Genomic DNA, 19,755 nt, shown 5'->3' on the forward strand with positions numbered 1-19,755 from the left:
GGGTAATGGCAGGCGTCGAGTCGCCCCGGTCCTGTGGTGCGCGCGTGATCTGAACGCGCGAGCACCACTTCCCGTCGAAAGGATCGTGCCGACCCCGTAGACTTGCACGCCCTGATCGTCGCCGAGCGACGTCGCCACTGGCCTGGAGTGCCCATGATTGACCCCGCCGAAACCCTGCTCGAACTCATCACCAGCCATGGCCTGGAGTGCGCCACCGAGGACGAGTGGGTCCTGCCCTATGGCGAGCTGCCCGCGATCCGCGCCAATTGGTATCCCCAGGAGACCCTAGGGCGCCTGTCGATCGATGTGCTAGTTGAAGCCGGCGTGCTGATCAATGAAAGTTTTGCAGGCCTGGGCGAGGGCGAAAAAGGCCTGGCCGATGCCTGGGCCAACTTTATGCGCAACTCGTTGCATGTGTTGCTGTCAGCCTTCTGGGACCAGACCGATGAAGAGCAGGTGCAACGTGCGGACATCACGGTCGCCGGCCAACCCCATCGGCTGTACCTGGGCAACATTGGCGTGCGGACCTCAGCCGGGGTCGAGGTCTCGCCGCCCCCAATGCTGTTCGACCTGATCCAGCGCACCCTTGAACAGCAGACCAGCGCCAGCCGGGTAACGGCGTGCCGGGTGCTCTATGTCAATGTGAAGGGCGAGCCGACGTACGAGGCGCTGCTCAACAACCAGCCGTGGCCCCAGGCCCTGGAGGCGCTGCAACAGGCGCAGTGGCCGGAAACCGAAGGCTTCTACAGCTTCCGCCATTTTGCGCTGTGCATTGCACAATGATCTGAGCCAGCACGGTAGCCGCTGCCGAGCAAGGCGAGGCTGCGCTGACCGTCCCCAGCGCAGCCCCTGCCCCTGATATGCCCCGACGCCCTCGGCGGACCAGCGTCCAGCCTGCGCCAGCGGCTACGCCGGTTCGCAGGCCCTGGGCGATTAAGCTGGTAATGATAGGGATTCTCATTAGAATACCGCCGGTCATGCAGATGACGCATCAGGTCATGGGGGCAGAGGGTCATGGACACCGGGGACAATCAGCAAGAACTCAGCGTGCTGTTTATCGATCAGCGCGGGGCGTTGATTCGCATGCTGTCGCGGGTGGTCGGCTGCGCCAGCCTGGCCGAGGACCTGGCCCAGGAAACCTACCTCAAGGTGGCCAAGGCCCTGGGCACCCGGCCCATCGAACACCTGCGGCCGTTTCTGTACCAGACCGCCCAGTACCTGGCGTTCGACCACCTGCGCAACCAGCGCAGCAAGCGCCGCTTCGAATGCTCCTACAGCGATGAAGATCGGGTTGCCGAAGTTCCCACCACGGCTCCGGGCCCGGAAAGCCACGCCCAGGGCCAGCAGCAATTACAGCGTTTCCAGCAGGTGCTCGGGACCCTGCCCAAACGCCAGCAACAAATCCTCGTTTTGCATAAACTCCAGGGCCTGGCGCAAAGCGAGATTGCCCAGCGCCTGCAGGTTTCCCTGAGCACCGTGGAAAAAGACCTGCGCCACGCCCTTGAGGCCTGCCTCAAAGCCACCGACCTGCAGAGCCCCCATGACTGAACAGCGCCCCCATGCCCCGCCCAGCGCAGCGCTGCGAGCACAGGCCAGCCACTGGTTCAGCCAACGCGAGGCCATGGCCCACAACCCGCTGCTGCGTCAACGCTTCGAACAGTGGCACGCAGCCGACCCGCAACATGCCGCGGCCTATGCCGAGCTGCAAGCCCTGTGGAATGCCAGCGCGTTCGAGCAGGCCCTGCAACACCTGGCCCTCGACCTGGAACTGCCTCCGGCCCGCCCCCGGGTGCGCCACCACCGCCGTTGGCTGGCCAGCGCAGCGACGCTGGTGTTGATGCTGGGCGCCGGCTGGATGGCCGATGTGCCCCTGCGCCTGCAAGCCGATCACCTGACCGCCGTGGCCCAGGTGCAGCGCCTGGAGCTGGCCGACGGCTCCCATGTCGTGCTCGGGGGCGACAGCGCCATCAGCACCGAGATCAACGACAGACAGCGCCACATCCGCCTGTTGCGCGGCGAGTTGTACGTCGAAGCCTTCCACGACACCACGCGCCCGCTGACCATCGAGGCCGGCGAATCCACAGTGACCGTGGTCGGCACCCAGTTCAGCGTCAGTCGTCGTGAACAAGGGGTGACGGTGGCGGTGCGTGAAGGCCGGGTGCGCTTTGCCAATCACGGCGGCCAGCAGGCGCTGTTGCAGGCCGGCAACTGGCAGCAACTCAGGGACGGGCAGCTGCAAGCCTTGAACCTTGAGGGCGGCGAACGGCAGATGGCCTGGGTCAATGGCCGCCTGTCCTTCCAGGACCGGCCCCTGGCCGAGGTGCTGGGGGAGCTGCGGCACTATTACCCGGCGCCGATCCTGGTGCTCGACGACCGCGTAGCCCAGAGCCGGGTCAGCGGCAATTACCAGCTGGACGACCCGCTGGCGGTCGCCCAGGCCTTGAGCAAGGTGGCCTCGGCTCAACTCACCCGCCTGCCGGGTGGAATCCTGGTGATCCGCTGAAAAAGCCGGTCGTGAAATTCCTGAAAAAAGTTTTACGGCTTTGGTGATGCCAACCCGTCAAGGAGTTTGCTTTTGCAAATAATTCTTATTAGCACGGTGTCCGCATGCACTTCCCAACACTCAAGCCCAGCTACGCCACCTCCACTTTGGCCCTGGCCATCTGCCTGGCCTGCGCCCAGGCTGCGGCCGTCGAGCCGGCGACCGCCACCTCGGACGATCAGGTGCTCAGCACCCATGCCTTCGCCATTGCCCGCCAGCCGCTGGCCAATGCCCTCGACCAGTTGAGCGAGCAGAGCGGGCTGCAGATTGCCTATGCGTCAGGCATGGCCCAGGGCATCGAGTCGCCGGGGGTCAATGGCCGCATGAGCACCCAGCAGGCCCTGCAAGAACTGCTGGCCGGCAGCCGCCTGGGCTTTGAGCGCAATGGCCCGAATGCGGTGCTGCTGACCCCCCTGCCCGAAGGCAGCGGCAGCCTGGAACTGGGCGCCACCAACATCGTCAGCAACCAGCTGGGCACCGTCACCGAGGGCAGCGGCTCCTACACCCCCGGCACCATCGCCACCGCCACCCGGCTGGTGCTCACGCCCCGGCAAACCCCGCAGTCGATCACCGTGATCACCCGTCAGCACATGGACGACTTCGGCCTCAACAACGTCGACGACGTGATGCGCCACACCCCGGGCATCACCGTCTCGGCCTTCGACAGCGACCGCACCAACTACTACGCCCGCGGTTTCTCGATCAACAATTTCCAGTACGACGGGATTCCTTCCACCGTGCGCAACGTGGCCTACTCGGCGGGCAACACCCTGAGCGACATGGCGATCTACGACCGGGTCGAGGTGCTCAAGGGCGCCACCGGCCTGCTCAGCGGCGCTGGCTCCCTGGGCGCCACCATCAACCTGGTGCGCAAGAAGCCCAGTGCCGATTTCCAGGGCCACGCCACCCTGGGCATGGGCTCCTGGGACAACTACCGCAGCGAGCTGGACCTGGGCGGCCCCCTGACCGAAACCGGCAATGTCCGCGGGCGTGCCGTGGCGGCCTATCAGGACAAGAACTCGTTCATGGACCACTACTCGCGCAACAGCTCGGTGTACTACGGCATCCTTGAATTCGACCTCTCGCCCGACACCCTGCTGACCGTCGGCGGCGACTACCAGGACACCAACCCCAAGGGCTCCAGCTGGTCCGGCAGCTTCCCGCTGATCAACTCCAGCGGCGGGCACAACGAAGTCTCGCGCTCGTTCAACAACGCCACCGACTGGAGCCGCTGGGAGCAATACACTCGCACCGCCTTCGCCACCCTGGAGCACGACCTGGGCGATGGCTGGATCACCAAGCTGCAACTGGACCACAAGATCAACGGCTACCACGCGGTGCTCGGCTCGATCCAGGGCGACCTGCCCAATGCCGACGGCACGGCCAAGATCACCCCGGGCAAATACATCGGCGAAACCACCAGCGACTCCGGCGACCTGTATGTCAGCGGCCCGTTCACCCTGTTCGGACGCGAACACGAACTGGTGCTCGGTGGCTCCATCGGCACCTCGCACTGGACCGGCAAGAGCTACTGGGACGTCACCTACCAAAACGGCAACGTGGTGGATTTCAACCACTGGAACGGCAAACTCGCGGAGCCGGACTGGGGCCCGCTGCAATACCGCATCGACGAAGTGGTGCGCCAGACCGGGGCCTACATGAGCACCCGGCTCAACCTCAGCGACGACCTGAAACTGCTGCTGGGCGGGCGCGTGGTCAATTACCACCTGACCGGCCTGACCCCGTCCTACCGCGAGTCGGGGCGCTTCGTGCCTTACGTCGGTGCGGTCTATGACCTCAACGACACCTATTCGCTGTATGCCAGCTACACCGACATCTTCATGCCCCAGGAAAGCTGGAACAAAGACCGCAACGACAAGATCCTCGAGCCCGACGAAGGGCAGAACTACGAACTGGGCCTCAAGGGCGAGTATTTCGAAGGCCGCCTCAACACCAGCCTGGCCTATTTCGAGATCCACGAAACCAACCGCGCGATGCCCGACGACGACTACAACAACCTGCGGCCCCAGCCGACCAACTACGCGTTCAAGGGCACCAAGGCCACGACCAAGGGCTATGAGCTGGAGCTTTCCGGCGAACTGACCCCGAACTGGCAGGTCCAGGCCGGCTACACCCACAAGGTCGTGCGCGACGAGAACGACGCCAAGATTTCCACCTTCGAACCAGAAGACCAGGTCAGCCTCTACACCAGCTACAAATTGCGCGGCCGCCTGGACGGCTTGACCGTGGGCGGTGGCGTGCGCTGGCAGAGCGTGGGCTGGCAGCCGATCTACAACGCGCCACTGGGCAAGTACGAAGATGTGTCCCAGGACGCCTACTGGCTGGTGGACCTGATGACCCGCTACCAGATCAGCAAAAACCTCTCGGCGACCCTCAACGTCAACAACATCTTCGACAAGTCGTACTACACCAACATCGGCTTCTATAACTCCGCCGCCTACGGCGAGCCGCGCAATTTCATGCTCAGCACCCGCTGGGACTTCTGAAGGCCCGGCTCGCCCTCAGCGACTCCACGCCTGCCGCTGCAAACGGTACAGCCGCACCGGCCGGGCGTGGAATTCCAGCGCCTCGAACTCGCTGAAACCGACCTTCTCGGCCACCCGCTGCGAGGCGCCGTGGGCCGGCTCGATAATCGCCACCAAGGACTCGACCTGCCCGGCGGCAAACACGTGATCGATCACGCCCCGCGCCGCCTCGGACGCCAGCCCCCGGTTCCAGTAGCGGGTGGCCAGGCGATAACCCAGCCCGGCCTCCTCGACCCCGGCCACGGTTTCCGGGGCCACTCCGCAAAATCCCACCAACTCGGTGCTTGCCTTGTCTTCCAGGGCCCAGGGGCCCATGCCATGGCTCGCATAACACCCCAGGCACCAATCGATAAACTGCGCCGTGGCCTGCTCATCGCACACGCCACGGATCGAATACTGCATCACCTGCGGGTCACTCAGAATCGCGGTCAATGCCGGCAGGTCATGGTGCGACAGCGAGCGGACGATCAATCTCGGGGTTTCAAAAACAGGCACAGTGGGCTCCTTGTGCACCAGGTCGGTGGGGGGCAAAGACTAGCAACTTCAGGCTGCATTGGCCGACCCCGGCGTTGCACAAACAGCCAGGCCCGTCGGTATCCGGCGCCCGGCCCGCTCAGTGCCAGTCGCGCAGGCAATGCATGCATTGCCGGGCGCGCCAGGTTCGCAACGGCCCGGCGCAAAATGCGCAGAAGGCGACTTTGACCCGGCAGGTGGGCTGCATGCGATGGTCGTAGTACTGGGTCAGGGTCGGCAAATCCACCCCTTCCCATTCGATAATCTTGGCCAGCACCGCGTCCCGGCCCTGGTCCAGAAAAGCGCCGATGGCGGAAAACGTCTGCACCGAAGGGCAGTAAGCGGTGATCTGCTGGCCGCAGCGATCGCAGGTACGCTGGCCGTAATCGCGGGTCATCCCGCCTTGTCCGACGCCTGGTAACACCGCCTCGCCCTCACTGCAAACCGTAGGAATAGATCCCGAGGTCGTTGCTGTTGTACCAGTTGCCCTTGGCCCAGATCACCCGGTCCTCGGCCCCCTGGAAACCCAGGGTGCCCAGATAGCCGTCGATGGCCAAACGCTGCCAGGACTGACCCCAATCCTTGGAGTAGAAGGTCGCGCTGGCGGAAATGCTGGCGTCCGACCACCCGTAAAGCCAGCGCGGCGGCCGGTGTTCGCTCCAGGTGTTGACCACCAGGCTGTTGCGTCCGACCCAGAAGTTGCCGCCCCGCAGGTGACTGTCCGAGGCCAGGGGCGCAAACACACTGGGCAGCTCGCTCAGCACGCGCCAGGCAAAGGTGGTGGTGTCCAGCTCGGCCACCCGATCGCGGCTCCCGGTCCCCTGGTCGATCACGCCGACGATCCGGCCGGCGCCGTTATCTTCCAGGGCGTCGACGTACAGGCCGTCTTCGCGCTGCAGCGACGTCACCTGCCAGTGCCCGCCGCTGCGTTGTAACTGGGCGCGGGTGGTGACAGTGGCCGCGATGTGGTCGCTGACGCCGTCCGGGTGGCTGCCCCAGAAACGTTGGGAAACCCAGAGCACCGCGCGCTGGGCATCGAGCTGCACGACATGGTTGCGGATCTCGCCATAGGGGTCGCCGCTGTGCCACTCCCGCACTTCGGGCCGCGTACCGTGGGCGTACTCGGCGGGCACCAGCAGCGACTCGGCGGCGACGATGGGCGTGCTGCTGGCCCCGCGATCGGCCGAGTAGAACAGCCCGGTGGCAATGGCACCGGGGCGGTCGGTGCCATCTTCGTTGTCCAGGCCGCTGGGGGTGCCCAGGGCCCAGATCTCATCCGGGCCATGGAAATACGGCCTGAGGTTCTCAGCCAGTGATTCGACCTGGGGAAACAGCCCCTGGCGCAGCCAGGTCCAGCTTTTGCCCTGATCGTCGCTGCGCAGGACCACGGTCTGGCTGATTGCATCGTCGCGGCCAGCGGTCTGCGGCCGTTTCAGGCCGGTCAGCAGAAACACACTGCTGCCGTCCGGGCTGGCCACCAGGCACGCCACCTCGCCGACCTGGGCAATTCGCTGAAACTGCCCGTTGGCGTCGAGCCGGGAGATAAAGGAAACCTCCTTTTCGCGGGGCTGCATCAAACTCGCAAAAGCCCCCGAGCCCTCCTCTTCCTGGGGCTCGCCGACCTTGCCGTAGACCAGCGCATCCAGGTCGAGCGCCTCGGGTGCAGCCGGCAACAGGTTGGAGCGCGCCTCAACCCGCCCCACCAGCCAGGTGCCCTGGGGCGTGGCGACCACGCCGGTGCAGTACTGGGTCATGGCGCGCTGCTGGGGGTCCTGCACGCGGCCCAGGGTTTGCCGGTCGGGGCTGGCGCCGCCCAGCTCAAGCCTGGCGCTGACGAGCATCCACACGTACCACAGCGCCGCGGCGCCGATCAGCACGACAGACAGGGTGACCAACAGTTTTGATCGAGGCATGGGGCGTCCGTATCCAGGGGGGGGATGCCGAGGGTGGGGTCTCGGTCGAGTCAGGGCCGGTCAATATTCACGGCGCATCGGATGATAGGCCCCAAGCGCCACGGACGCGATCTGTCTTCAGCGAAATTGCGACCTGCTCGCCGATTCCCCGCGCGGATTCGTGGCGCAATCAGCCGGTAGGCTGGCGGGCCGCCTGTCCGCCGCGCTGATTATTTGCAGGCATGGGCAGCGCCAGGCCAATCGAACAATTATCATCCCCGACTCAAGGGCGCTCAGCGCGAACGCGCGACTCGCCGGCCCCGGCTCAAGGCCGAGGCAACCCTTTCCAAAAACAACAAGGTGCATCCATGGACGATCTCCCCCTGCAAGACAGCGCCGCGCCTGAAGGCGTCTGCTACGGCTGCGGCAGCAGCAACCCCCACGGGCTGCACATCAAGAGCCACTGGCACGAGGACGGGGTGCACGTGCTGGCCGAACATACCCCCGAAGCCAAATATTGCGGCTGGCCCGACCTGGTGTATGGCGGGCTGATTGCGATGCTGGTGGACTGCCATTCGAACTGGACCGCCATGGCTTACCACTACCGTGCGCAAAACCGTGAGCCCGGCAGCCTGCCGCGCATCGACTGCGTCACCGGCAACCTGGGCATCAAGTTCATCAAGCCGACGCCGATGGGCGTCGCCCTGACCTTGCGCGCCCGGGTCGACGGCCCGGTCGGGCGCAAGAGCCGGGTGATCTGCGAGGTCTACGCCGGCGACGTGCTGACGGCCATCGGCGACTCGGTGTTCGTGCGGGTCGATACCAACCAGTTGGCGGCAAACGCCCATGGCCGGGAGGAGTGAGGCGCGGTCAGTGCCGGCTCACCAGTCGCGCGGGCTGATCAGCTCTTCAATGTCGGCATCGAAACCGTAGGCCGTGGCAATCGCCGCGACGTCGGCGCCGATGCACTCACGGGCGACGGTTTCGATCTCACTGCCTTGCTCGTCGAACGCTTCGGCGAGGCTGTTGAACTGCTCGGTGGTGGCGTGAGTGAGGGCGTACAAGGCGTCCAGGTCCTTCGGGGCCTGGGCTTCGATGCTGGCGCACAGGGCCGCCAGCAGTTGCTGGCCCTTGGCGACCAGGTGCGGCGGGTAGTACGAGTCCCCGGCCATCTCGGCCAGGAACGGATAGTGCTGCAGTGCCGGGTTGCTGATGCTCATGGCGGGCGCCTCTCCCTGGAGTTGAAACAGTACGGTCAAAGGGTGCCGGCGCACGTTAAACGCCCGGCTCCGTCCTGCCAAGAAAATAAGCGCCGTAACGCCCTCACAACTGCCCGAACGTGGCGATCAGATGATCCATCACCACCCGCACCGCCGGTGTTTTACGGATATCGGCGTGCACCGACAGCCACAACGTGCGCGTCAGCGGCGCGGCATCGACCTGGAGCCGGACCAGTTGCTCGTCCGCATCGCCCAGCAGGCAGGGCAACAGCCCCAGGCCGAGCCCGGATTTCACCGCCTGGTACTGGGTCTGCACATCGTTGCTGCGCAGCACAAAGGGTCGCGCGCCCGCGACGTCCTGTAGCCAGCGCTGCTGGGCAATGTGCTCCAGGCTGCGCTCGAAACCGATAAACACCCAGTCCTCGGGCGCGGTGCCGGCATGGCCCACATGCCCATAAAGGGCCAATGGCAACTGGCCCACCTTGCGCACGACACGGCCTTGCGCCTCGGGCCGCACCAGGCCCAGCGACAGGTCGGCCTCGCCCCGTTCAAGGGACGCCAGGGCCGGGGTCGCACTGAGCACCACCTGCAATTGCGGGTGGCTGCAACGCAAGCGCGCCAGGCTGGGGGCGATCACCAGGGACGCCAGGAGTGGCAGCGCGCTGATCACCACCGTGCCGCAAATGCCCGGGCCCTGGCCGCGCACATGCCGCTGCACATCGTTGGCGATAACGGCCATCGGCGCCGCCGCCCGCACCAGGGCCAGCCCCTGTTCGGTGAGCCGGGTGCTGCGCGGCAAGCGGTCGATCAACTTGAGCCCGGTACCGGACTCAAGGCTCGCCACCCGCCGGCTGACGGTGGTGTGATCAACCCCCAGCGCCTGTGCTGCCGCGGACAGCGAGCCGTGTTCGGCCACCGCCAGAAAATACTGAAGATCCTGCCAGTTCAACATGGCTGCATTTGCGCACGCTTGGTCTGCGTTTTCACGGGATTCACCGGATCCAGAGGTTTGAGAAGATGCGGCTCTGATGACTTGAGGAGCACCACGATGCTGAATTTATTCTATGCCGCCGGCGCCAGTTCCATGGCCGCGCATATTCTGCTGCATGAAGCCGGCGTGCCGTTTCGCGCCGAGCGGGTCGACCTGGCCAGCAAGACCTGGGCCCAGGGCGACTACCACCTGATCAATCCGAAATCCTGCGTGCCCGCACTGACCCTGGACGACGGCGACCGGTTGACGGAGTGCCTGGCCATCCTGACCTGGATCGCCGACCAGGCCCCCGAGAAAAACCTGCTGGCAGCCGCCGGCGAGCGGCGACGTTATCACGAACTGGAATGGCTCAGCTTTATCGCCACCGACCTGCACAAAAACTTCATCACCCCCGAGCGCCACAACGGGGTCGCCGCCAACTTCCTGTCCAGGACCGCCGAGGGCCAGGCCCAGACGCGGGTCCATGTGGCGCCGCGCCTGGCCTATGTCGACCGGCATCTGCAGGGCCGGCAGTTCCTGATGGGCGATGCCTTCACCGCGCCGGACGCGTACCTGTTCGTGATGCTGACCTGGGCCCGGCGCATCGGCCTGGATCTGGCGCCCTGGGCCCACCTCCAGGCCTTCGCCGCCCGGGTGGCCGCCAGGAGCTCGGTGCAGCAGACCGTCGCCGTCGAGGGGCCGCCTCATTCTTTGCACGTGGCGGGTGACACGTGCGTCTGATCGTCTAGGGTAAATAGGCCGTCCCCCCTCCCCCGACCCAGAGCGCACCGCCATGACCCGAGACCTTCTGGTTCTGATTGAATTGGCGCCACCCAGCCTTGCCCGCCTCGAGGCGGCGGGCTTCACCCTGCACCTGGCGCTCACTGCCCGGGAGCGGGCCCAGGCCATCAGGACCCTGGGGCCGAAGGTCCAGGGCGTATTGACCAACGGCTCCACCGGGCTTGCCGCGGCGGAAATCGAGGCACTGCCGAAGCTGGGCATCATCTGTGCCCAGGGCGCCGGTTATGAACAGATCGATCTGCCCGCCGCCCGCGCACGCGGGATCCAGGTCAGTCACGGCCCGGGGACCAACGATGAGTCGGTGGCCGACCATGCCATCGCGCTGCTGATGGCCCTGGTGCGCGGCATTGTCCAGGCCGACGCGGCGGTGCGCCACGGCCTGTGGAGCCAATCGCGCCAGCCGCGGCCGCTGCTGTCGCGCAAGAACCTGGGGATCCTCGGCCTGGGCAATATCGGCCAGCAGATTGCCCGGCGCGGCGCCGGCGGGTTCGCCATGGCAGTGGCCTATCACAGCCGGCATCCACGGCCGGATTCAACCTTGCAGTACTTCCCGACGCCGCAGGCGCTGGCGGCCTGGGCCGACTTCCTGATCGTCGCCACCCCCGGCGGTGCCGGGACCTTGCACCTGGTGGATGCGGCAGTGCTGCAGGCCCTGGGGCCGGAGGGTTACCTGGTCAACATCGCCCGGGGCAGCGTGGTCGACAGCAGCGCCCTGGCCCAGGCCCTGCGGCAGCGGCAGATTGCCGGCGCGGCCCTGGATGTGGTCGAAGGCGAACCCGAAGTACCGAGCTCGCTGCTGGGCCTGGATAACCTGATCCTGACCCCGCACATCGCCGGGCGCTCGCCCGAGGCGGTCAGCGCCACCCTGCATTTGGTGATCGACAACCTGGAGGCGTTTTTTGCCGGTCGGCCGTTGCTGACGCCGGTGCCGGAGCAGGTTCAGCCCGGGTAGAAATGCCGCACCGCCAGGGCCGGGATTTCCATGGCGACGTCCCACAGCTTCGCGTCCAGTTCGACGCTGATCAACTCGTGCTCGTCATCGCTGAGCAGCCCCGGAATGTCCCACAGTTCCTTGAGTTGCGGATGGCCATCGAGGTGATCGATCAGTTGCCGCTGGCGGCTCACCAGCTCCCGGGTGCGCTCGGCGCCAATGGCCTGCAAGGCCGCCACGGCCAGGTCGTAGGTCTGGTCGCCCCAATTGCAGAAAAACTGCAGAAAACCGCCGTTGTAGCCATCGGCCTCCAGGCGCCAGAGGGCGACGATCGCCTGATCCTTGGCACTCACCTGGTCCAGGTGCCACTCCAGGGCATGCAAACGCCCCAGGGCCTGGTTGCACAGGTGCTCCCAGATCCAGTCGATGCCATCGATGGTCACGCCGTCGGTAGCCAGGCGCGGCCAAACCACCGAAGTGCCCTCGTCAATAATCTGAAAATCGGCGCGCTGTGCGGCGCTGGCTTCTCGCAAGCGGTCGAAACGGGTCAGGTGCTGGCGCAATTCCAGGCCATCGGCCCAGCCCACGCAGAGCATGGTGTCGTCGAAGGTGATGCGGGTGATGGGGTTGTGGGGCATAAGGCAAATCCTGACGGGCATTGAAGGGGCTGTGGTGACGGGGTTGAGCGCGGGTACTATAGCGAGGCCCCAAGGGGCAGGCGCCTCTCGGATAGGCGCGCACCAGGCGGCCATGGCGGCGCGCCGAAGGAGAATCGCACACGGGCCGGCCCTGTGTCTGGAGACTGCAATGTATTGGAACCAACCGAACTTCGAAGGGCTGCTGACGCTGGCGGCGCACTTTGAGGCCCAGCCCGGACTGCAAGCGCTGGCGCAGTATTGCCGCATGCGCGAAAAAGGCCTGCGGCGTGAAGCGTTCAGCGCGCTGGAACAGTTCCTCGCGAGCGCATCGTCGTTCGACACCGCCACCCAGCGTGCTCTGGCCGTGGACATTTTCGAAGCCAACGCCCGGACCCACGAGGCGCATCATCTCCTGAACCAGCCGCTGATGAGCCGGTTCCTGCTGCCCACGCTCCAGGCCTGGGTCGACGAGCAACCCAACGCCCAGGTGCCGTTGCGCTGGCTCGGCTTGCAGCGCAATGAGCATGAACTGCTGCTCAGAGCCCTGGCCCTGAATCCGGCCGATACTCCGGTGCGCATGCGCCTGATCGACCATCACTTGTCCAGCGCCGACCATGCCACCCACCACCTCGATGAAAGCCATTTCATCGGCGAGGTCCAGTACGCGCTGGATGAGCTGGCCCGCGCCCAGGCCCTGATAACCGGCGCCACCGAGCCCGAGCGCTTGCAGCACCTGCACACCGAACTGCTGGCGTACCAGGACCTGATCGCCGACTGGATCGCCTACTCCAGGGCGCCGAGCGGCAGCTTCCCCCAGTGGTGCGCCGATCAGGGGCGCACCTACACCTACCCCGCCAAGTACTACTACCGCTGAGGCGCCCTACCCGGCACTCAGGCCGCGCAAGACGTGCAGCACGTGCTGGGTCGAGCGCTCGATGTCCTGGTCGCGGTGGGCGATTCCCAGTTGCCGCCAGAGCAAGGGCTGCAAGGGCCGCATGGCAATCCGGGTGTCCGGCAGCGGCGTGCTGGCCTCGTGGGGCAACAACGTGGCGCCGTAGCCGGCCGCCACCAGGCTCTTGATCGCATCGTTGTAGTTGAGCTGGATCCGCGGCGTGGGCTGGGCCGCGCTGCTGGCGAACCAATCCGCGGTCAGGCGCGCCAGGCGGGTGCTGTGGTCATTCAGAATCAACGGCTGGGTGCACAGCCATTCGGGGGTGACCACGGCCGGCAATTCCCAGCGCGCCGGCAGAAAGGCCATGACCGGGTCCCGGCGCCAGGGCTCGATCAGCAAGCCCTTGACCGCGGTCTGCGGCAGCGCCACCAGGCCGATTTCCAATGAGCCCGCGGCCAGTTCCTGCAAGCTTTCCTGGGAGGTCAGGACCCGCACCTGCACGTCGATATCCGGGTGGCACTGGCTCAGGGTTTCCAGGGCCTGGGGCAGCAACTGGGCGATGGCCCCGGTGGAGGCCCCCAGGCGTACCCGGCCACTGAGGCCCTGGATCTGCCGCTCCACTTCCTGTAACGCCTGCTCGGCATCGGCCAGCAGCCGGCGCGCGCGCTCCACCAGGGTGGCGCCGATCACCGACGGCTGGACCTGCCCCCGGGTGCGCGACAGCAGCTTGCCCCCCAGCCGCGCCTCAAGGTCGGCGATATGCAGGCTGACAGTGGGCGGCGCCAGGTTCAGCACCCGCGCCGCTTCGGCAAAGGAACCCAGGTCGGCAATCGCCACCAGGGTGCGCAGCCGGTCGAGGCTGATCTCACGCATGACCTGCTCCTCATTCAGAAAAACTGAATCTTATCGTTATTAAATTCAACTTTTCCTATCTTACTCGCTGACTGACCATGGGCGCCTCTTCTCTCCACTGTCCGAGAACCCCATGAGCACTCCCCTGGTATTTATCGACGGCGACCAAGGCACCACCGGTTTGCAGATCCAGCAACGCCTGCACTCGCGCCGCGATCTGCAGCTGGTGACCCTGGCGCCTGAGCACCGCAAGGACCCGCAGCACCGCGCCGAGGCGATCAACGCCTGCGACATCGCCCTGCTGTGCCTGCCCGACGCCGCCGCGCGCGACGCCGTGGCCTCGATTGCAAACCCGGCGGTGCGCGTGATCGATGCCAGCTCGGCCCACCGCACGCATCCGGACTGGACCTACGGGTTCGCCGAAATGCACCCGCAACAGGCGCAGCGCATTGCCCGCTCGCGGCGGGTCAGCAACCCCGGCTGCTACCCCACTGGCGCCATTGCCCTGCTGCGTCCGCTGATCGAGGCAGGGCTGCTGCCCCGGGATTACCCGGTCACGATCAATGCGGTGTCGGGTTATTCCGGCCAGGGCCGGGCCGGCGTCGAGGCCTATGAAGGACCGAACGCGGCCCAGGCCACGCCGTTCCAGGTCTACGGCGTGCAACTGACCCACAAGCACGTGCCGGAGATCGAGCAACACAGCGGCCTCAGCCAGAGGCCACTGTTCGTGCCGGCCTACGGTGCGTTTCGCCAGGGCATTGTGCTGACCATCCCTCTGCAACTGCGGTTGCTGGCACCGGGAGTCGACGCCCGGCACTTGCAGGCCTGCCTGGATACCTACTACGCCGAGACACGCCACGTGCAGGTGCTGCCCGCTGCCGAGGCGCAGGCCTTGACCCACCTCGATCCCCAGGCGCTGAACGGCACCGACGATGTGCGGCTGATGGTCTGCGGCGACGAACAGAGCGGCCAGGTGGTGCTGGCGGCGGTGTTCGACAACCTGGGCAAGGGCGCGGCTGGCGCGGCAGTGCAGAACCTGGATTTGATGCTGGGCGCGCTTTGATCGGCTCCGGCGTGCGCTTGTCGGCGCACGCCGGACGGGCAAAAAATACCCGCGTCATCGATCCGGCTGCTATTGTGCCGCGCTGTAAAAATCAGCCGCATGACTGTGAGGAAATGGACGTTGAGTAATGACGAAAAAATGACCGGGGATCTGTTCGAAGTCGATAAACGCCTGGCACTCAAGCCGGTGGTGGACTTCAACACCTATCTGCGTACAGCGTTCGGCAACGGCCCTTGCACCTGCAGCCGCTGCCTGGCCAGCGCCGGCGACGAAACCGGTTACGAGCACGCGCACAGCTTTAACTTCGACGGGCAGCAGGCCAACCGCCGCTTTGCCTCCACCGCCGGCAGCGACGTGTTGCAGGCCCTGAAGAAGGCCTGGTTGTCCTACACCAAAGCCGAGCTGGAAGTCAGCGGCGAACTGGCCCTGGACACGGTCAAGGAATTTGTCCAACCCGAGCTGCACAAGCGCCTCAAGCCCTTGTTCGTGGCCAGTGGCCTAGTCAAGGACGTGGATGGCAGCCTGCAGTTGCAGGCCCAGGCCGCCGCCTGATCCGCTTGGCATGGGCGGCGCCGTGACTCTGCGCCGCGAGGCGCAAAGCTGAGGCAAAAAAGGCCGATGCAGCGCCTGCTGCCAGGGCAGTCAGGGCTGCAATCCGCGCACGGCCTAGACCGGAGAAATGGTCGCCAGCATCCCGATCAGGATGGTTAAAGCCAGAAATCCACCGAGGAACATCGCCATCTTGAACATTGGGCATCCTAAATTATCAGTGCGGGTGACGGCGGCTGCGAGGCCGCGAAAGTTCGCGCTAGTGTGAGGCGATGGCTGTACTGATTACAGACGCAGATAGCCCGCAAAAATACGGATCAGATTGAAAAATACGGATCAGGCCGCAGACAAAACGCCGTCGATCAACCAGGGAGTGATCAGCCACCGATGAAAATCTACCTCGACGATGAGCGCCAGACCCCCGAGGGCTGGGTGCGGACCTACTGGCCGGACGAAGTCATCGCGCTGCTCAAGGCCGGCGGCGTGACCGAGATCAGCCTCGACCATGACCTGGGGGATGATGAGCGGGGCACCGGCTACGACGTGATCCTGTGGATCGAGGAAGCTGTGGCCCTCGACGGTTTTTGCCCACCGCTGATTCACGTGCATTCCGCCAACGCCTCGGCCGTGGAAAAAATGCGTGCCGGCGTCGGCTCGATTCTGCGTCTGGCCAAACAGAACTGAAGGCCCGCGAGGTTTCTCCAATGCGCTACCGCTCATGAGCAGCATCCTGTATGGGTTCATCCATTGCTTCAGCCGCGCGGAAGACGCTCAAGCCCATAACCAGGCGGTGCTCGACCGTTTGCCGGTATCCGGCGCACGGCTGACCAGGCCGCTCTTCGCCCTGACGCCGAACGCACGAGGCCAGTGCTACTAAGGCCATCTGCTGCATTTCGCCGCCTATTACAAGGACGCCTGGCGTTTCGAGGATGACTGGCTGGTTGAGTTCGAAAGCCTGCTGCAACAGCTGTTCTGGGACAGCGCCGAAGTGATCCACACCTACAGCGGCGAACGCCGCAGCTGGCAATCGCCAGGCACCCAGGCGCACCCCGGCGCCTGCGCGCTAACCGTCCAGCACCGGCAACGGTTCGCCTCCTATCACCCGCCGGACGCGAGCTAAATAGCAGGCGGGCGCCTGCGAGCCTAGATGGGCCCCAGGCGCTGACGCAGAAAGGCCAAGGCGCCCTGGAACAAGGGATGCCACTGCGCAGACGGCTCACTGGCCAGGGGATGCCAAAAGAATCTGAATTTATGGCCACCGTCGTCTGCGGCAAAGTGCGTCCAGGTGTCAGGCAGGTCAGGTGCAACCCGACACTGATGGAACGCCCAGCGCTGGCCGGTCTGGGGGGCAACCCAGAGTCCCAGGTCAGCGATCACTTCGCCCTTTATCCCCGCCTCTTCCGCCAGCTCCCGGACCGCCGCGACCGCACTGGCTTCGCCCGGTTCGAGGCTGCCCTTGACCAGCTGCAAGCCCGCCAGGGGGTGGGCAAAGGCCAGGACCTGCAACGCCGCGGCATGCCGCAGCACCACGGGGCAGGCTTTATCTATTCGTGACATGCACACCTCAAGCCCGCGCCCCATCCCGATCCAGACCGCGCTGCACGAACCACGACAGCGGCAGCGTCAGCAGCAAGGTCGCCGCCAGCAGCATCACCGCATCCGGCACACCGGTCAGGTCGCCCAGCCTGCCAAACAGCACCGGTGCCAGCGCCCCGCCGCCGATGGTGCCGGTGTAGAAAATCGCGAACGCCTGCTCGCGCTTGCCGGCGCCCGCCAGGTCCGGCACCGCGCCGTACAGCACCGACGAGGTGCCATTGAGCGCCAGCCCGAGCAACGGCAGCATCAGCATCAGGCCAAACAGCGGCAGGTACACCGCGAGCACGATCAACAGCGCGGTGCTGAACTCGGTGAGCCACACGGTTTTCATCATGCCGATGCGCGCCCCCAGGTAACCGCACAGCAACTTGCCGAAGGCACCGCCGACAAACAGCAGGGTCAGCGCCAGCCCGATGCCCGCGGTGCCGGCACCCTTGGCTTGCAGCAAAAATGGCAGGAAGGTCAGGAAACCCATGCGCACCGCACTGTCCAGGGTGCCGGTGAGAATCAGCGCCCGCAGCCCGCTGGCCGAGCCCTGGCCGACGACCGCCTTCGGCACCTTGGCCGCCATGGAGGACGTGGCCGCCCGGGACGGAATCAGCCACCACAACAGGCCGGCGGCAGCCAGGCCCAGCAGGCCCATCAGCGTGACGCTCGCGCGCCAGCTGAGCACCGTCAGCAACAGGCCGACCAGGCCCGGGATCAGGGTCTTGCCGATGTCGCCGGCGAAGTTGTATTGCGACAACGCTTGCTTGACCCCACCGCCCGCTTCATGGGTATCGGTGATCAGCGACGACGCCAGGGGGTGCTGGGTACTCGCCCCCAGCCCGCCCAGCAGCAAGGCCAGGAACAACACGCTCAAGCCCCCGGCCTGCCCCGCCAGCAGATAGGCCAGACCGGCCAGGGCCGTGCCGCCCACCAGCATCCGCTCACGGCCCCAACGTCGCGCCGCGCGACTGGCCAGCAACTGAAAGCCGGCCATCATCCCCGAGTAGGCACCGCGCAACAGCCCGACCTGGGCGAAGCTCAGGCCGAATTGCGCCTGCCAGATCGGCAGCAGGACATAGATCAGATCAGTGAGACCATCGTGCACCGCGTGGGCACCGCAGCCGGCGAACAATGAGCGGCGACGCACCGCTGCATCCGTGGAGGGCGGCTCGCCGGCAGCGACCTGGGCTTGGGAATTATTCATGGCGGGGAAGCGCTGTATTGAAAGGGCTGCGGCATTAAATCAGTAAATATCGACCCTCGCCTAGATCGGCCGATGGTCTTTGCTGGGCCTGCGCGCGGAGAAATAAAGCGCGCGGGTGGTTGATCTCTGCTGCCGTGTCTGCCAAGTTTCGGCCATGAATTTTCAACGCCCAGCTGTACACCGCCTGATTATTACCACCGCTGACCAGTCGGTGGGATAGCGCTTTAATCAGCACCAGACCCGCCTCCCCAGGCGGGTTTTTCATTCCTGCCTGGCCCGGCGTCCACCCCAGGAGAGCAAGCATGAACAGCACCCAGCACCTGTTGCAGCAAACCATCGAAGCCGCCGACCGGGCGATCAACGCCGAAGACTTCGACGCCCTGATGGACTTCTACGCCGACGACGCCACCCTGGTGGTCAAGCCTGGCCTCAACGTCACCGGCAAAGAAGCTATCCGCCGGGCGTTTGTCGCCATCGCCGAGCACTTCAACCACAGCATCCACGTGACCCAGGGCCAGATGCAGGTGATCGAAGGCGGCGACGTGGCGCTGGTGATCATGGAAACCCTGCTGCACACCACCGACCCGGCAGGGGCCAGCAGCGAAATCACCCGGCGCGCCACCTATGTGTTCCGCCACATCGCGGGCCGGTGGCTGTGCGTGGTCGACAACTCCTACGGCACCGACCTGCTGGGCGGAGAAAGCAGCCCAAGCGACGCTCTCTGACTGAGGGTTGTCGATACAGCTGCGCGGGCTGTCCACGTAGCTGTATCGGTAACTCCGTCAGTCGCAGCGTGCGGCCGACCTGATGCTCCCCTTATACGATTGCAGCCACCGCCCCGGCGGGCTGTCCGCCTCGCGAGCATCTCGCTCCTGAATCGCCCATGTAAAGCGAGCTTTACATCCGCACAAAACTGCATAATCATGTAAAGGACGTTTTACATACAGGAGTACACGGATGAAACGCTACTACTACGAAATGGCCGCCTCCCTGGGCCTCTATGCGCTGGCATTGGTCAGTTCGCTGATCCTGCTGCGGCGCCCCGAGGACTTCAGCATGGCGCTGCGCATCATCATCACCCTGACCCCGGTGGTGCCGGCCGGGCTGATGTGCTGGGCGATCGTGCGCCAGTTGCGGCGCCTGGACGAAATGCACCTGCGGATCCAGTTCGAAGCCCTGGGCTTTGCCTTTGCCGCCTCCGCGCTGCTGACCTTCAGCTATGGGTTTCTGGAAAATGTCGGTTTCCCGCACATCTCCTGGCTGTGGGTATGGCCGGTAATGGGCGTGATGTGGATGGTAGGCCTGCGCCTCGCCAGCCATCGCTATCAATGAAAAACCAACTCAAGGAACTGCGCGCCGAGCGCAAGTGGTCACAGGCCGACCTGGCCGAACTGCTGGATGTCTCGCGGCAAACCATCAACTCCATCGAAAACGGCCGCTACGATCCGAGCCTGCCATTGGCGTTCCAGATTGCACGGGTATTTCAGTTGCCGATCGAAACTATTTTCGATGATGGCTTTCAGAGTCAGGATTGATTTTGCCCGCGGGCCTAAACTGC

General features: G+C 65.3%; 25 protein-coding genes. 15 read left to right on the forward strand and 10 right to left on the reverse strand.

What is annotated here, in order from left to right; all coding sequences use genetic code 11:
- Nucleotides 1–153 precede the first annotated feature (153 nt).
- The 4 genes from ACOZJV_RS07100 to ACOZJV_RS07115 all read left to right on the forward strand — a co-directional run bounded on the left by ACOZJV_RS07100 (nucleotide 154) and on the right by ACOZJV_RS07115 (nucleotide 5,049).
- Entirely contained in the window at nucleotides 154–783 is a 630-nt protein-coding gene (locus ACOZJV_RS07100; RefSeq protein WP_421547202.1) for a DUF6348 family protein, read from the forward strand.
- Nucleotides 784–1,014: 231 nt separating this feature from the next.
- Entirely contained in the window at nucleotides 1,015–1,548 is a 534-nt protein-coding gene (locus ACOZJV_RS07105) for an RNA polymerase sigma factor (protein WP_078472585.1), read from the forward strand.
- Nucleotides 1,541–2,503 (forward strand): FecR family protein, encoded by a 963-nt coding sequence (locus ACOZJV_RS07110; RefSeq protein ID WP_421547203.1) that lies wholly within the window; start codon nucleotides 1,541–1,543, stop codon nucleotides 2,501–2,503. Before ACOZJV_RS07105 ends, ACOZJV_RS07110 begins: the two co-directional genes overlap by 8 nt.
- A 104-nt stretch (nucleotides 2,504–2,607) precedes the next feature.
- The gene (locus ACOZJV_RS07115; RefSeq protein WP_421547204.1) at nucleotides 2,608–5,049 is read left to right on the forward strand and encodes a TonB-dependent siderophore receptor; all 2,442 of its coding nucleotides are present in this window, start codon (nucleotides 2,608–2,610) and stop codon (nucleotides 5,047–5,049) included.
- 15 nt (nucleotides 5,050–5,064) lie between these two features.
- Here ACOZJV_RS07115 and ACOZJV_RS07120 read toward each other — a convergent pair whose 3' ends face one another.
- The 3 genes from ACOZJV_RS07120 to ACOZJV_RS07130 all read right to left on the reverse strand — a co-directional run bounded on the left by ACOZJV_RS07120 (nucleotide 5,065) and on the right by ACOZJV_RS07130 (nucleotide 7,514).
- Entirely contained in the window at nucleotides 5,065–5,583 is a 519-nt protein-coding gene (locus ACOZJV_RS07120) for a GNAT family N-acetyltransferase (RefSeq protein WP_078472588.1), read from the reverse strand.
- Between the two features lie 118 nt (nucleotides 5,584–5,701).
- Nucleotides 5,702–5,998 (reverse strand): hypothetical protein, encoded by a 297-nt coding sequence (locus tag ACOZJV_RS07125; RefSeq protein ID WP_078472589.1) that lies wholly within the window; start codon nucleotides 5,996–5,998, stop codon nucleotides 5,702–5,704.
- Nucleotides 5,999–6,035: 37 nt separating this feature from the next.
- Complete coding sequence (locus ACOZJV_RS07130; protein ID WP_078472590.1) at nucleotides 6,036–7,514, reverse strand: hypothetical protein; 1,479 nt, start codon at nucleotides 7,512–7,514, stop codon at nucleotides 6,036–6,038.
- A gap of 347 nt (nucleotides 7,515–7,861) precedes the next feature.
- Between ACOZJV_RS07130 and ACOZJV_RS07135 the strand changes: the two genes are divergently transcribed.
- On the forward strand, nucleotides 7,862–8,356 hold the full coding sequence (locus ACOZJV_RS07135) for a PaaI family thioesterase (RefSeq protein WP_421547205.1): 495 nt from the start codon (nucleotides 7,862–7,864) through the stop codon (nucleotides 8,354–8,356).
- A gap of 18 nt (nucleotides 8,357–8,374) precedes the next feature.
- Here ACOZJV_RS07135 and ACOZJV_RS07140 read toward each other — a convergent pair whose 3' ends face one another.
- Nucleotides 8,375–8,713, reverse strand: a complete 339-nt coding sequence (locus ACOZJV_RS07140; protein WP_078472592.1) for a DUF5713 family protein — start codon at nucleotides 8,711–8,713, stop codon at nucleotides 8,375–8,377.
- A 103-nt stretch (nucleotides 8,714–8,816) separates the two neighbouring features.
- Nucleotides 8,817–9,665, reverse strand: a complete 849-nt coding sequence (locus tag ACOZJV_RS07145) for a LysR family transcriptional regulator (RefSeq protein ID WP_421547206.1) — start codon at nucleotides 9,663–9,665, stop codon at nucleotides 8,817–8,819.
- Between the two features lie 96 nt (nucleotides 9,666–9,761).
- Here ACOZJV_RS07145 and ACOZJV_RS07150 point away from each other — a divergent pair, with 96 nt between their 5' ends.
- Both ACOZJV_RS07150 and ACOZJV_RS07155 read left to right on the forward strand, forming a co-directional pair.
- Nucleotides 9,762–10,424 carry a glutathione binding-like protein gene (locus ACOZJV_RS07150; protein ID WP_078472594.1) on the forward strand — a complete coding sequence of 221 codons (663 nt, stop codon included), beginning with the start codon at nucleotides 9,762–9,764 and terminating at the stop codon, nucleotides 10,422–10,424.
- A gap of 52 nt (nucleotides 10,425–10,476) precedes the next feature.
- Nucleotides 10,477–11,436 (forward strand): 2-hydroxyacid dehydrogenase, encoded by a 960-nt coding sequence (locus tag ACOZJV_RS07155; RefSeq protein WP_421547207.1) that lies wholly within the window; start codon nucleotides 10,477–10,479, stop codon nucleotides 11,434–11,436.
- Here the strand turns inward: ACOZJV_RS07155 and ACOZJV_RS07160 are convergent.
- The gene (locus ACOZJV_RS07160; protein ID WP_421547208.1) at nucleotides 11,424–12,053 is read right to left on the reverse strand and encodes a DMP19 family protein; all 630 of its coding nucleotides are present in this window, start codon (nucleotides 12,051–12,053) and stop codon (nucleotides 11,424–11,426) included. The two genes, ACOZJV_RS07155 and ACOZJV_RS07160, sit on opposite strands and share 13 nt — an antisense overlap.
- A gap of 169 nt (nucleotides 12,054–12,222) precedes the next feature.
- On the opposite strand from ACOZJV_RS07160, the gene ACOZJV_RS07165 reads away from it, so the two are divergent.
- Nucleotides 12,223–12,927: a hypothetical protein gene (locus ACOZJV_RS07165; protein ID WP_201130502.1), complete on the forward strand. Its 705-nt coding sequence runs from the start codon at nucleotides 12,223–12,225 to the stop codon at nucleotides 12,925–12,927.
- Between the two features lie 6 nt (nucleotides 12,928–12,933).
- Here ACOZJV_RS07165 and ACOZJV_RS07170 read toward each other — a convergent pair whose 3' ends face one another.
- Complete coding sequence (locus ACOZJV_RS07170) at nucleotides 12,934–13,818, reverse strand: LysR family transcriptional regulator (protein ID WP_421547209.1); 885 nt, start codon at nucleotides 13,816–13,818, stop codon at nucleotides 12,934–12,936.
- Nucleotides 13,819–13,930: 112 nt separating this feature from the next.
- On the opposite strand from ACOZJV_RS07170, the gene argC reads away from it, so the two are divergent.
- From argC to ACOZJV_RS07190, 4 genes are all read left to right on the forward strand, one after another.
- Nucleotides 13,931–14,860, forward strand: coding sequence for an N-acetyl-gamma-glutamyl-phosphate reductase (gene argC, locus ACOZJV_RS07175; RefSeq protein WP_421547210.1), 930 nt, complete (start codon nucleotides 13,931–13,933; stop codon nucleotides 14,858–14,860).
- Nucleotides 14,861–14,980: 120 nt separating this feature from the next.
- Nucleotides 14,981–15,412 (forward strand): hypothetical protein, encoded by a 432-nt coding sequence (locus ACOZJV_RS07180; protein ID WP_078472600.1) that lies wholly within the window; start codon nucleotides 14,981–14,983, stop codon nucleotides 15,410–15,412.
- 384 nt (nucleotides 15,413–15,796) lie between these two features.
- Nucleotides 15,797–16,093 (forward strand): cyclic-phosphate processing receiver domain-containing protein, encoded by a 297-nt coding sequence (locus ACOZJV_RS07185; protein WP_078472601.1) that lies wholly within the window; start codon nucleotides 15,797–15,799, stop codon nucleotides 16,091–16,093.
- A 34-nt stretch (nucleotides 16,094–16,127) separates the two neighbouring features.
- On the forward strand, nucleotides 16,128–16,286 hold the full coding sequence (locus ACOZJV_RS07190) for a hypothetical protein (protein WP_421547211.1): 159 nt from the start codon (nucleotides 16,128–16,130) through the stop codon (nucleotides 16,284–16,286).
- A gap of 266 nt (nucleotides 16,287–16,552) precedes the next feature.
- Here ACOZJV_RS07190 and ACOZJV_RS07195 read toward each other — a convergent pair whose 3' ends face one another.
- Genes ACOZJV_RS07195 through ACOZJV_RS07205 form a run of 3 tightly spaced genes read right to left on the reverse strand, consistent with a single transcriptional unit; the run spans nucleotide 16,553 to nucleotide 18,501 of the window.
- Entirely contained in the window at nucleotides 16,553–16,966 is a 414-nt protein-coding gene (locus tag ACOZJV_RS07195) for an NUDIX hydrolase (protein ID WP_421547212.1), read from the reverse strand.
- A gap of 7 nt (nucleotides 16,967–16,973) precedes the next feature.
- Complete coding sequence (locus tag ACOZJV_RS07200) at nucleotides 16,974–18,197, reverse strand: MFS transporter (protein ID WP_421547213.1); 1,224 nt, start codon at nucleotides 18,195–18,197, stop codon at nucleotides 16,974–16,976.
- 34 nt (nucleotides 18,198–18,231) lie between these two features.
- The gene (locus ACOZJV_RS07205) at nucleotides 18,232–18,501 is read right to left on the reverse strand and encodes a hypothetical protein (RefSeq protein ID WP_421547214.1); all 270 of its coding nucleotides are present in this window, start codon (nucleotides 18,499–18,501) and stop codon (nucleotides 18,232–18,234) included.
- Here ACOZJV_RS07205 and ACOZJV_RS07210 point away from each other — a divergent pair.
- The 3 genes from ACOZJV_RS07210 (at nucleotide 18,500) to ACOZJV_RS07220 (ending at nucleotide 19,732) form a co-directional block, all read left to right on the forward strand.
- Complete coding sequence (locus ACOZJV_RS07210) at nucleotides 18,500–18,922, forward strand: YybH family protein (protein ID WP_421547215.1); 423 nt, start codon at nucleotides 18,500–18,502, stop codon at nucleotides 18,920–18,922. The two genes, ACOZJV_RS07205 and ACOZJV_RS07210, sit on opposite strands and share 2 nt — an antisense overlap.
- A gap of 232 nt (nucleotides 18,923–19,154) precedes the next feature.
- Nucleotides 19,155–19,529: a hypothetical protein gene (locus tag ACOZJV_RS07215; RefSeq protein ID WP_078472606.1), complete on the forward strand. Its 375-nt coding sequence runs from the start codon at nucleotides 19,155–19,157 to the stop codon at nucleotides 19,527–19,529.
- Nucleotides 19,526–19,732 carry a helix-turn-helix transcriptional regulator gene (locus ACOZJV_RS07220; RefSeq protein WP_078472607.1) on the forward strand — a complete coding sequence of 69 codons (207 nt, stop codon included), beginning with the start codon at nucleotides 19,526–19,528 and terminating at the stop codon, nucleotides 19,730–19,732. Before ACOZJV_RS07215 ends, ACOZJV_RS07220 begins: the two co-directional genes overlap by 4 nt.
- Nucleotides 19,733–19,755 lie beyond the last annotated feature (23 nt).

Origin of the sequence: Pseudomonas sp. QD4, from assembly GCF_049199125.1 — a bacterium.
GTDB lineage: Bacteria > Pseudomonadota > Gammaproteobacteria > Pseudomonadales > Pseudomonadaceae > Aquipseudomonas.

What these genes read in the sequence shown, in the direction of transcription:
- ACOZJV_RS07200 (WP_421547213.1), bottom strand. Translation starts at nt 18,197, where the DNA reads ATGAATAATTCCCAAGCCCAGGTCGCTGCCGGCGAGCCGCCCTCCACG.
- ACOZJV_RS07170 (WP_421547209.1), bottom strand. Translation starts at nt 13,818, where the DNA reads ATGCGTGAGATCAGCCTCGACCGGCTGCGCACCCTGGTGGCGATTGCC.
- ACOZJV_RS07150 (WP_078472594.1), top strand. Translation starts at nt 9,762, where the DNA reads ATGCTGAATTTATTCTATGCCGCCGGCGCCAGTTCCATGGCCGCGCAT.
- ACOZJV_RS07145 (WP_421547206.1), bottom strand. Translation starts at nt 9,665, where the DNA reads ATGTTGAACTGGCAGGATCTTCAGTATTTTCTGGCGGTGGCCGAACAC.
- ACOZJV_RS07215 (WP_078472606.1), top strand. Translation starts at nt 19,155, where the DNA reads ATGAAACGCTACTACTACGAAATGGCCGCCTCCCTGGGCCTCTATGCG.
- ACOZJV_RS07130 (WP_078472590.1), bottom strand. Translation starts at nt 7,514, where the DNA reads ATGCCTCGATCAAAACTGTTGGTCACCCTGTCTGTCGTGCTGATCGGC.
- ACOZJV_RS07160 (WP_421547208.1), bottom strand. Translation starts at nt 12,053, where the DNA reads ATGCCCCACAACCCCATCACCCGCATCACCTTCGACGACACCATGCTC.
- ACOZJV_RS07185 (WP_078472601.1), top strand. Translation starts at nt 15,797, where the DNA reads ATGAAAATCTACCTCGACGATGAGCGCCAGACCCCCGAGGGCTGGGTG.
- ACOZJV_RS07100 (WP_421547202.1), top strand. Translation starts at nt 154, where the DNA reads ATGATTGACCCCGCCGAAACCCTGCTCGAACTCATCACCAGCCATGGC.
- ACOZJV_RS07165 (WP_201130502.1), top strand. Translation starts at nt 12,223, where the DNA reads ATGTATTGGAACCAACCGAACTTCGAAGGGCTGCTGACGCTGGCGGCG.
- ACOZJV_RS07155 (WP_421547207.1), top strand. Translation starts at nt 10,477, where the DNA reads ATGACCCGAGACCTTCTGGTTCTGATTGAATTGGCGCCACCCAGCCTT.
- ACOZJV_RS07220 (WP_078472607.1), top strand. Translation starts at nt 19,526, where the DNA reads ATGAAAAACCAACTCAAGGAACTGCGCGCCGAGCGCAAGTGGTCACAG.
- ACOZJV_RS07205 (WP_421547214.1), bottom strand. Translation starts at nt 18,501, where the DNA reads ATGCTTGCTCTCCTGGGGTGGACGCCGGGCCAGGCAGGAATGAAAAAC.
- ACOZJV_RS07190 (WP_421547211.1), top strand. Translation starts at nt 16,128, where the DNA reads ATGAGCAGCATCCTGTATGGGTTCATCCATTGCTTCAGCCGCGCGGAA.
- ACOZJV_RS07140 (WP_078472592.1), bottom strand. Translation starts at nt 8,713, where the DNA reads ATGAGCATCAGCAACCCGGCACTGCAGCACTATCCGTTCCTGGCCGAG.
- ACOZJV_RS07135 (WP_421547205.1), top strand. Translation starts at nt 7,862, where the DNA reads ATGGACGATCTCCCCCTGCAAGACAGCGCCGCGCCTGAAGGCGTCTGC.
- ACOZJV_RS07115 (WP_421547204.1), top strand. Translation starts at nt 2,608, where the DNA reads ATGCACTTCCCAACACTCAAGCCCAGCTACGCCACCTCCACTTTGGCC.
- ACOZJV_RS07105 (WP_078472585.1), top strand. Translation starts at nt 1,015, where the DNA reads ATGGACACCGGGGACAATCAGCAAGAACTCAGCGTGCTGTTTATCGAT.
- ACOZJV_RS07110 (WP_421547203.1), top strand. Translation starts at nt 1,541, where the DNA reads ATGACTGAACAGCGCCCCCATGCCCCGCCCAGCGCAGCGCTGCGAGCA.
- argC (WP_421547210.1), top strand. Translation starts at nt 13,931, where the DNA reads ATGAGCACTCCCCTGGTATTTATCGACGGCGACCAAGGCACCACCGGT.
- ACOZJV_RS07195 (WP_421547212.1), bottom strand. Translation starts at nt 16,966, where the DNA reads ATGTCACGAATAGATAAAGCCTGCCCCGTGGTGCTGCGGCATGCCGCG.
- ACOZJV_RS07125 (WP_078472589.1), bottom strand. Translation starts at nt 5,998, where the DNA reads ATGACCCGCGATTACGGCCAGCGTACCTGCGATCGCTGCGGCCAGCAG.
- ACOZJV_RS07210 (WP_421547215.1), top strand. Translation starts at nt 18,500, where the DNA reads ATGAACAGCACCCAGCACCTGTTGCAGCAAACCATCGAAGCCGCCGAC.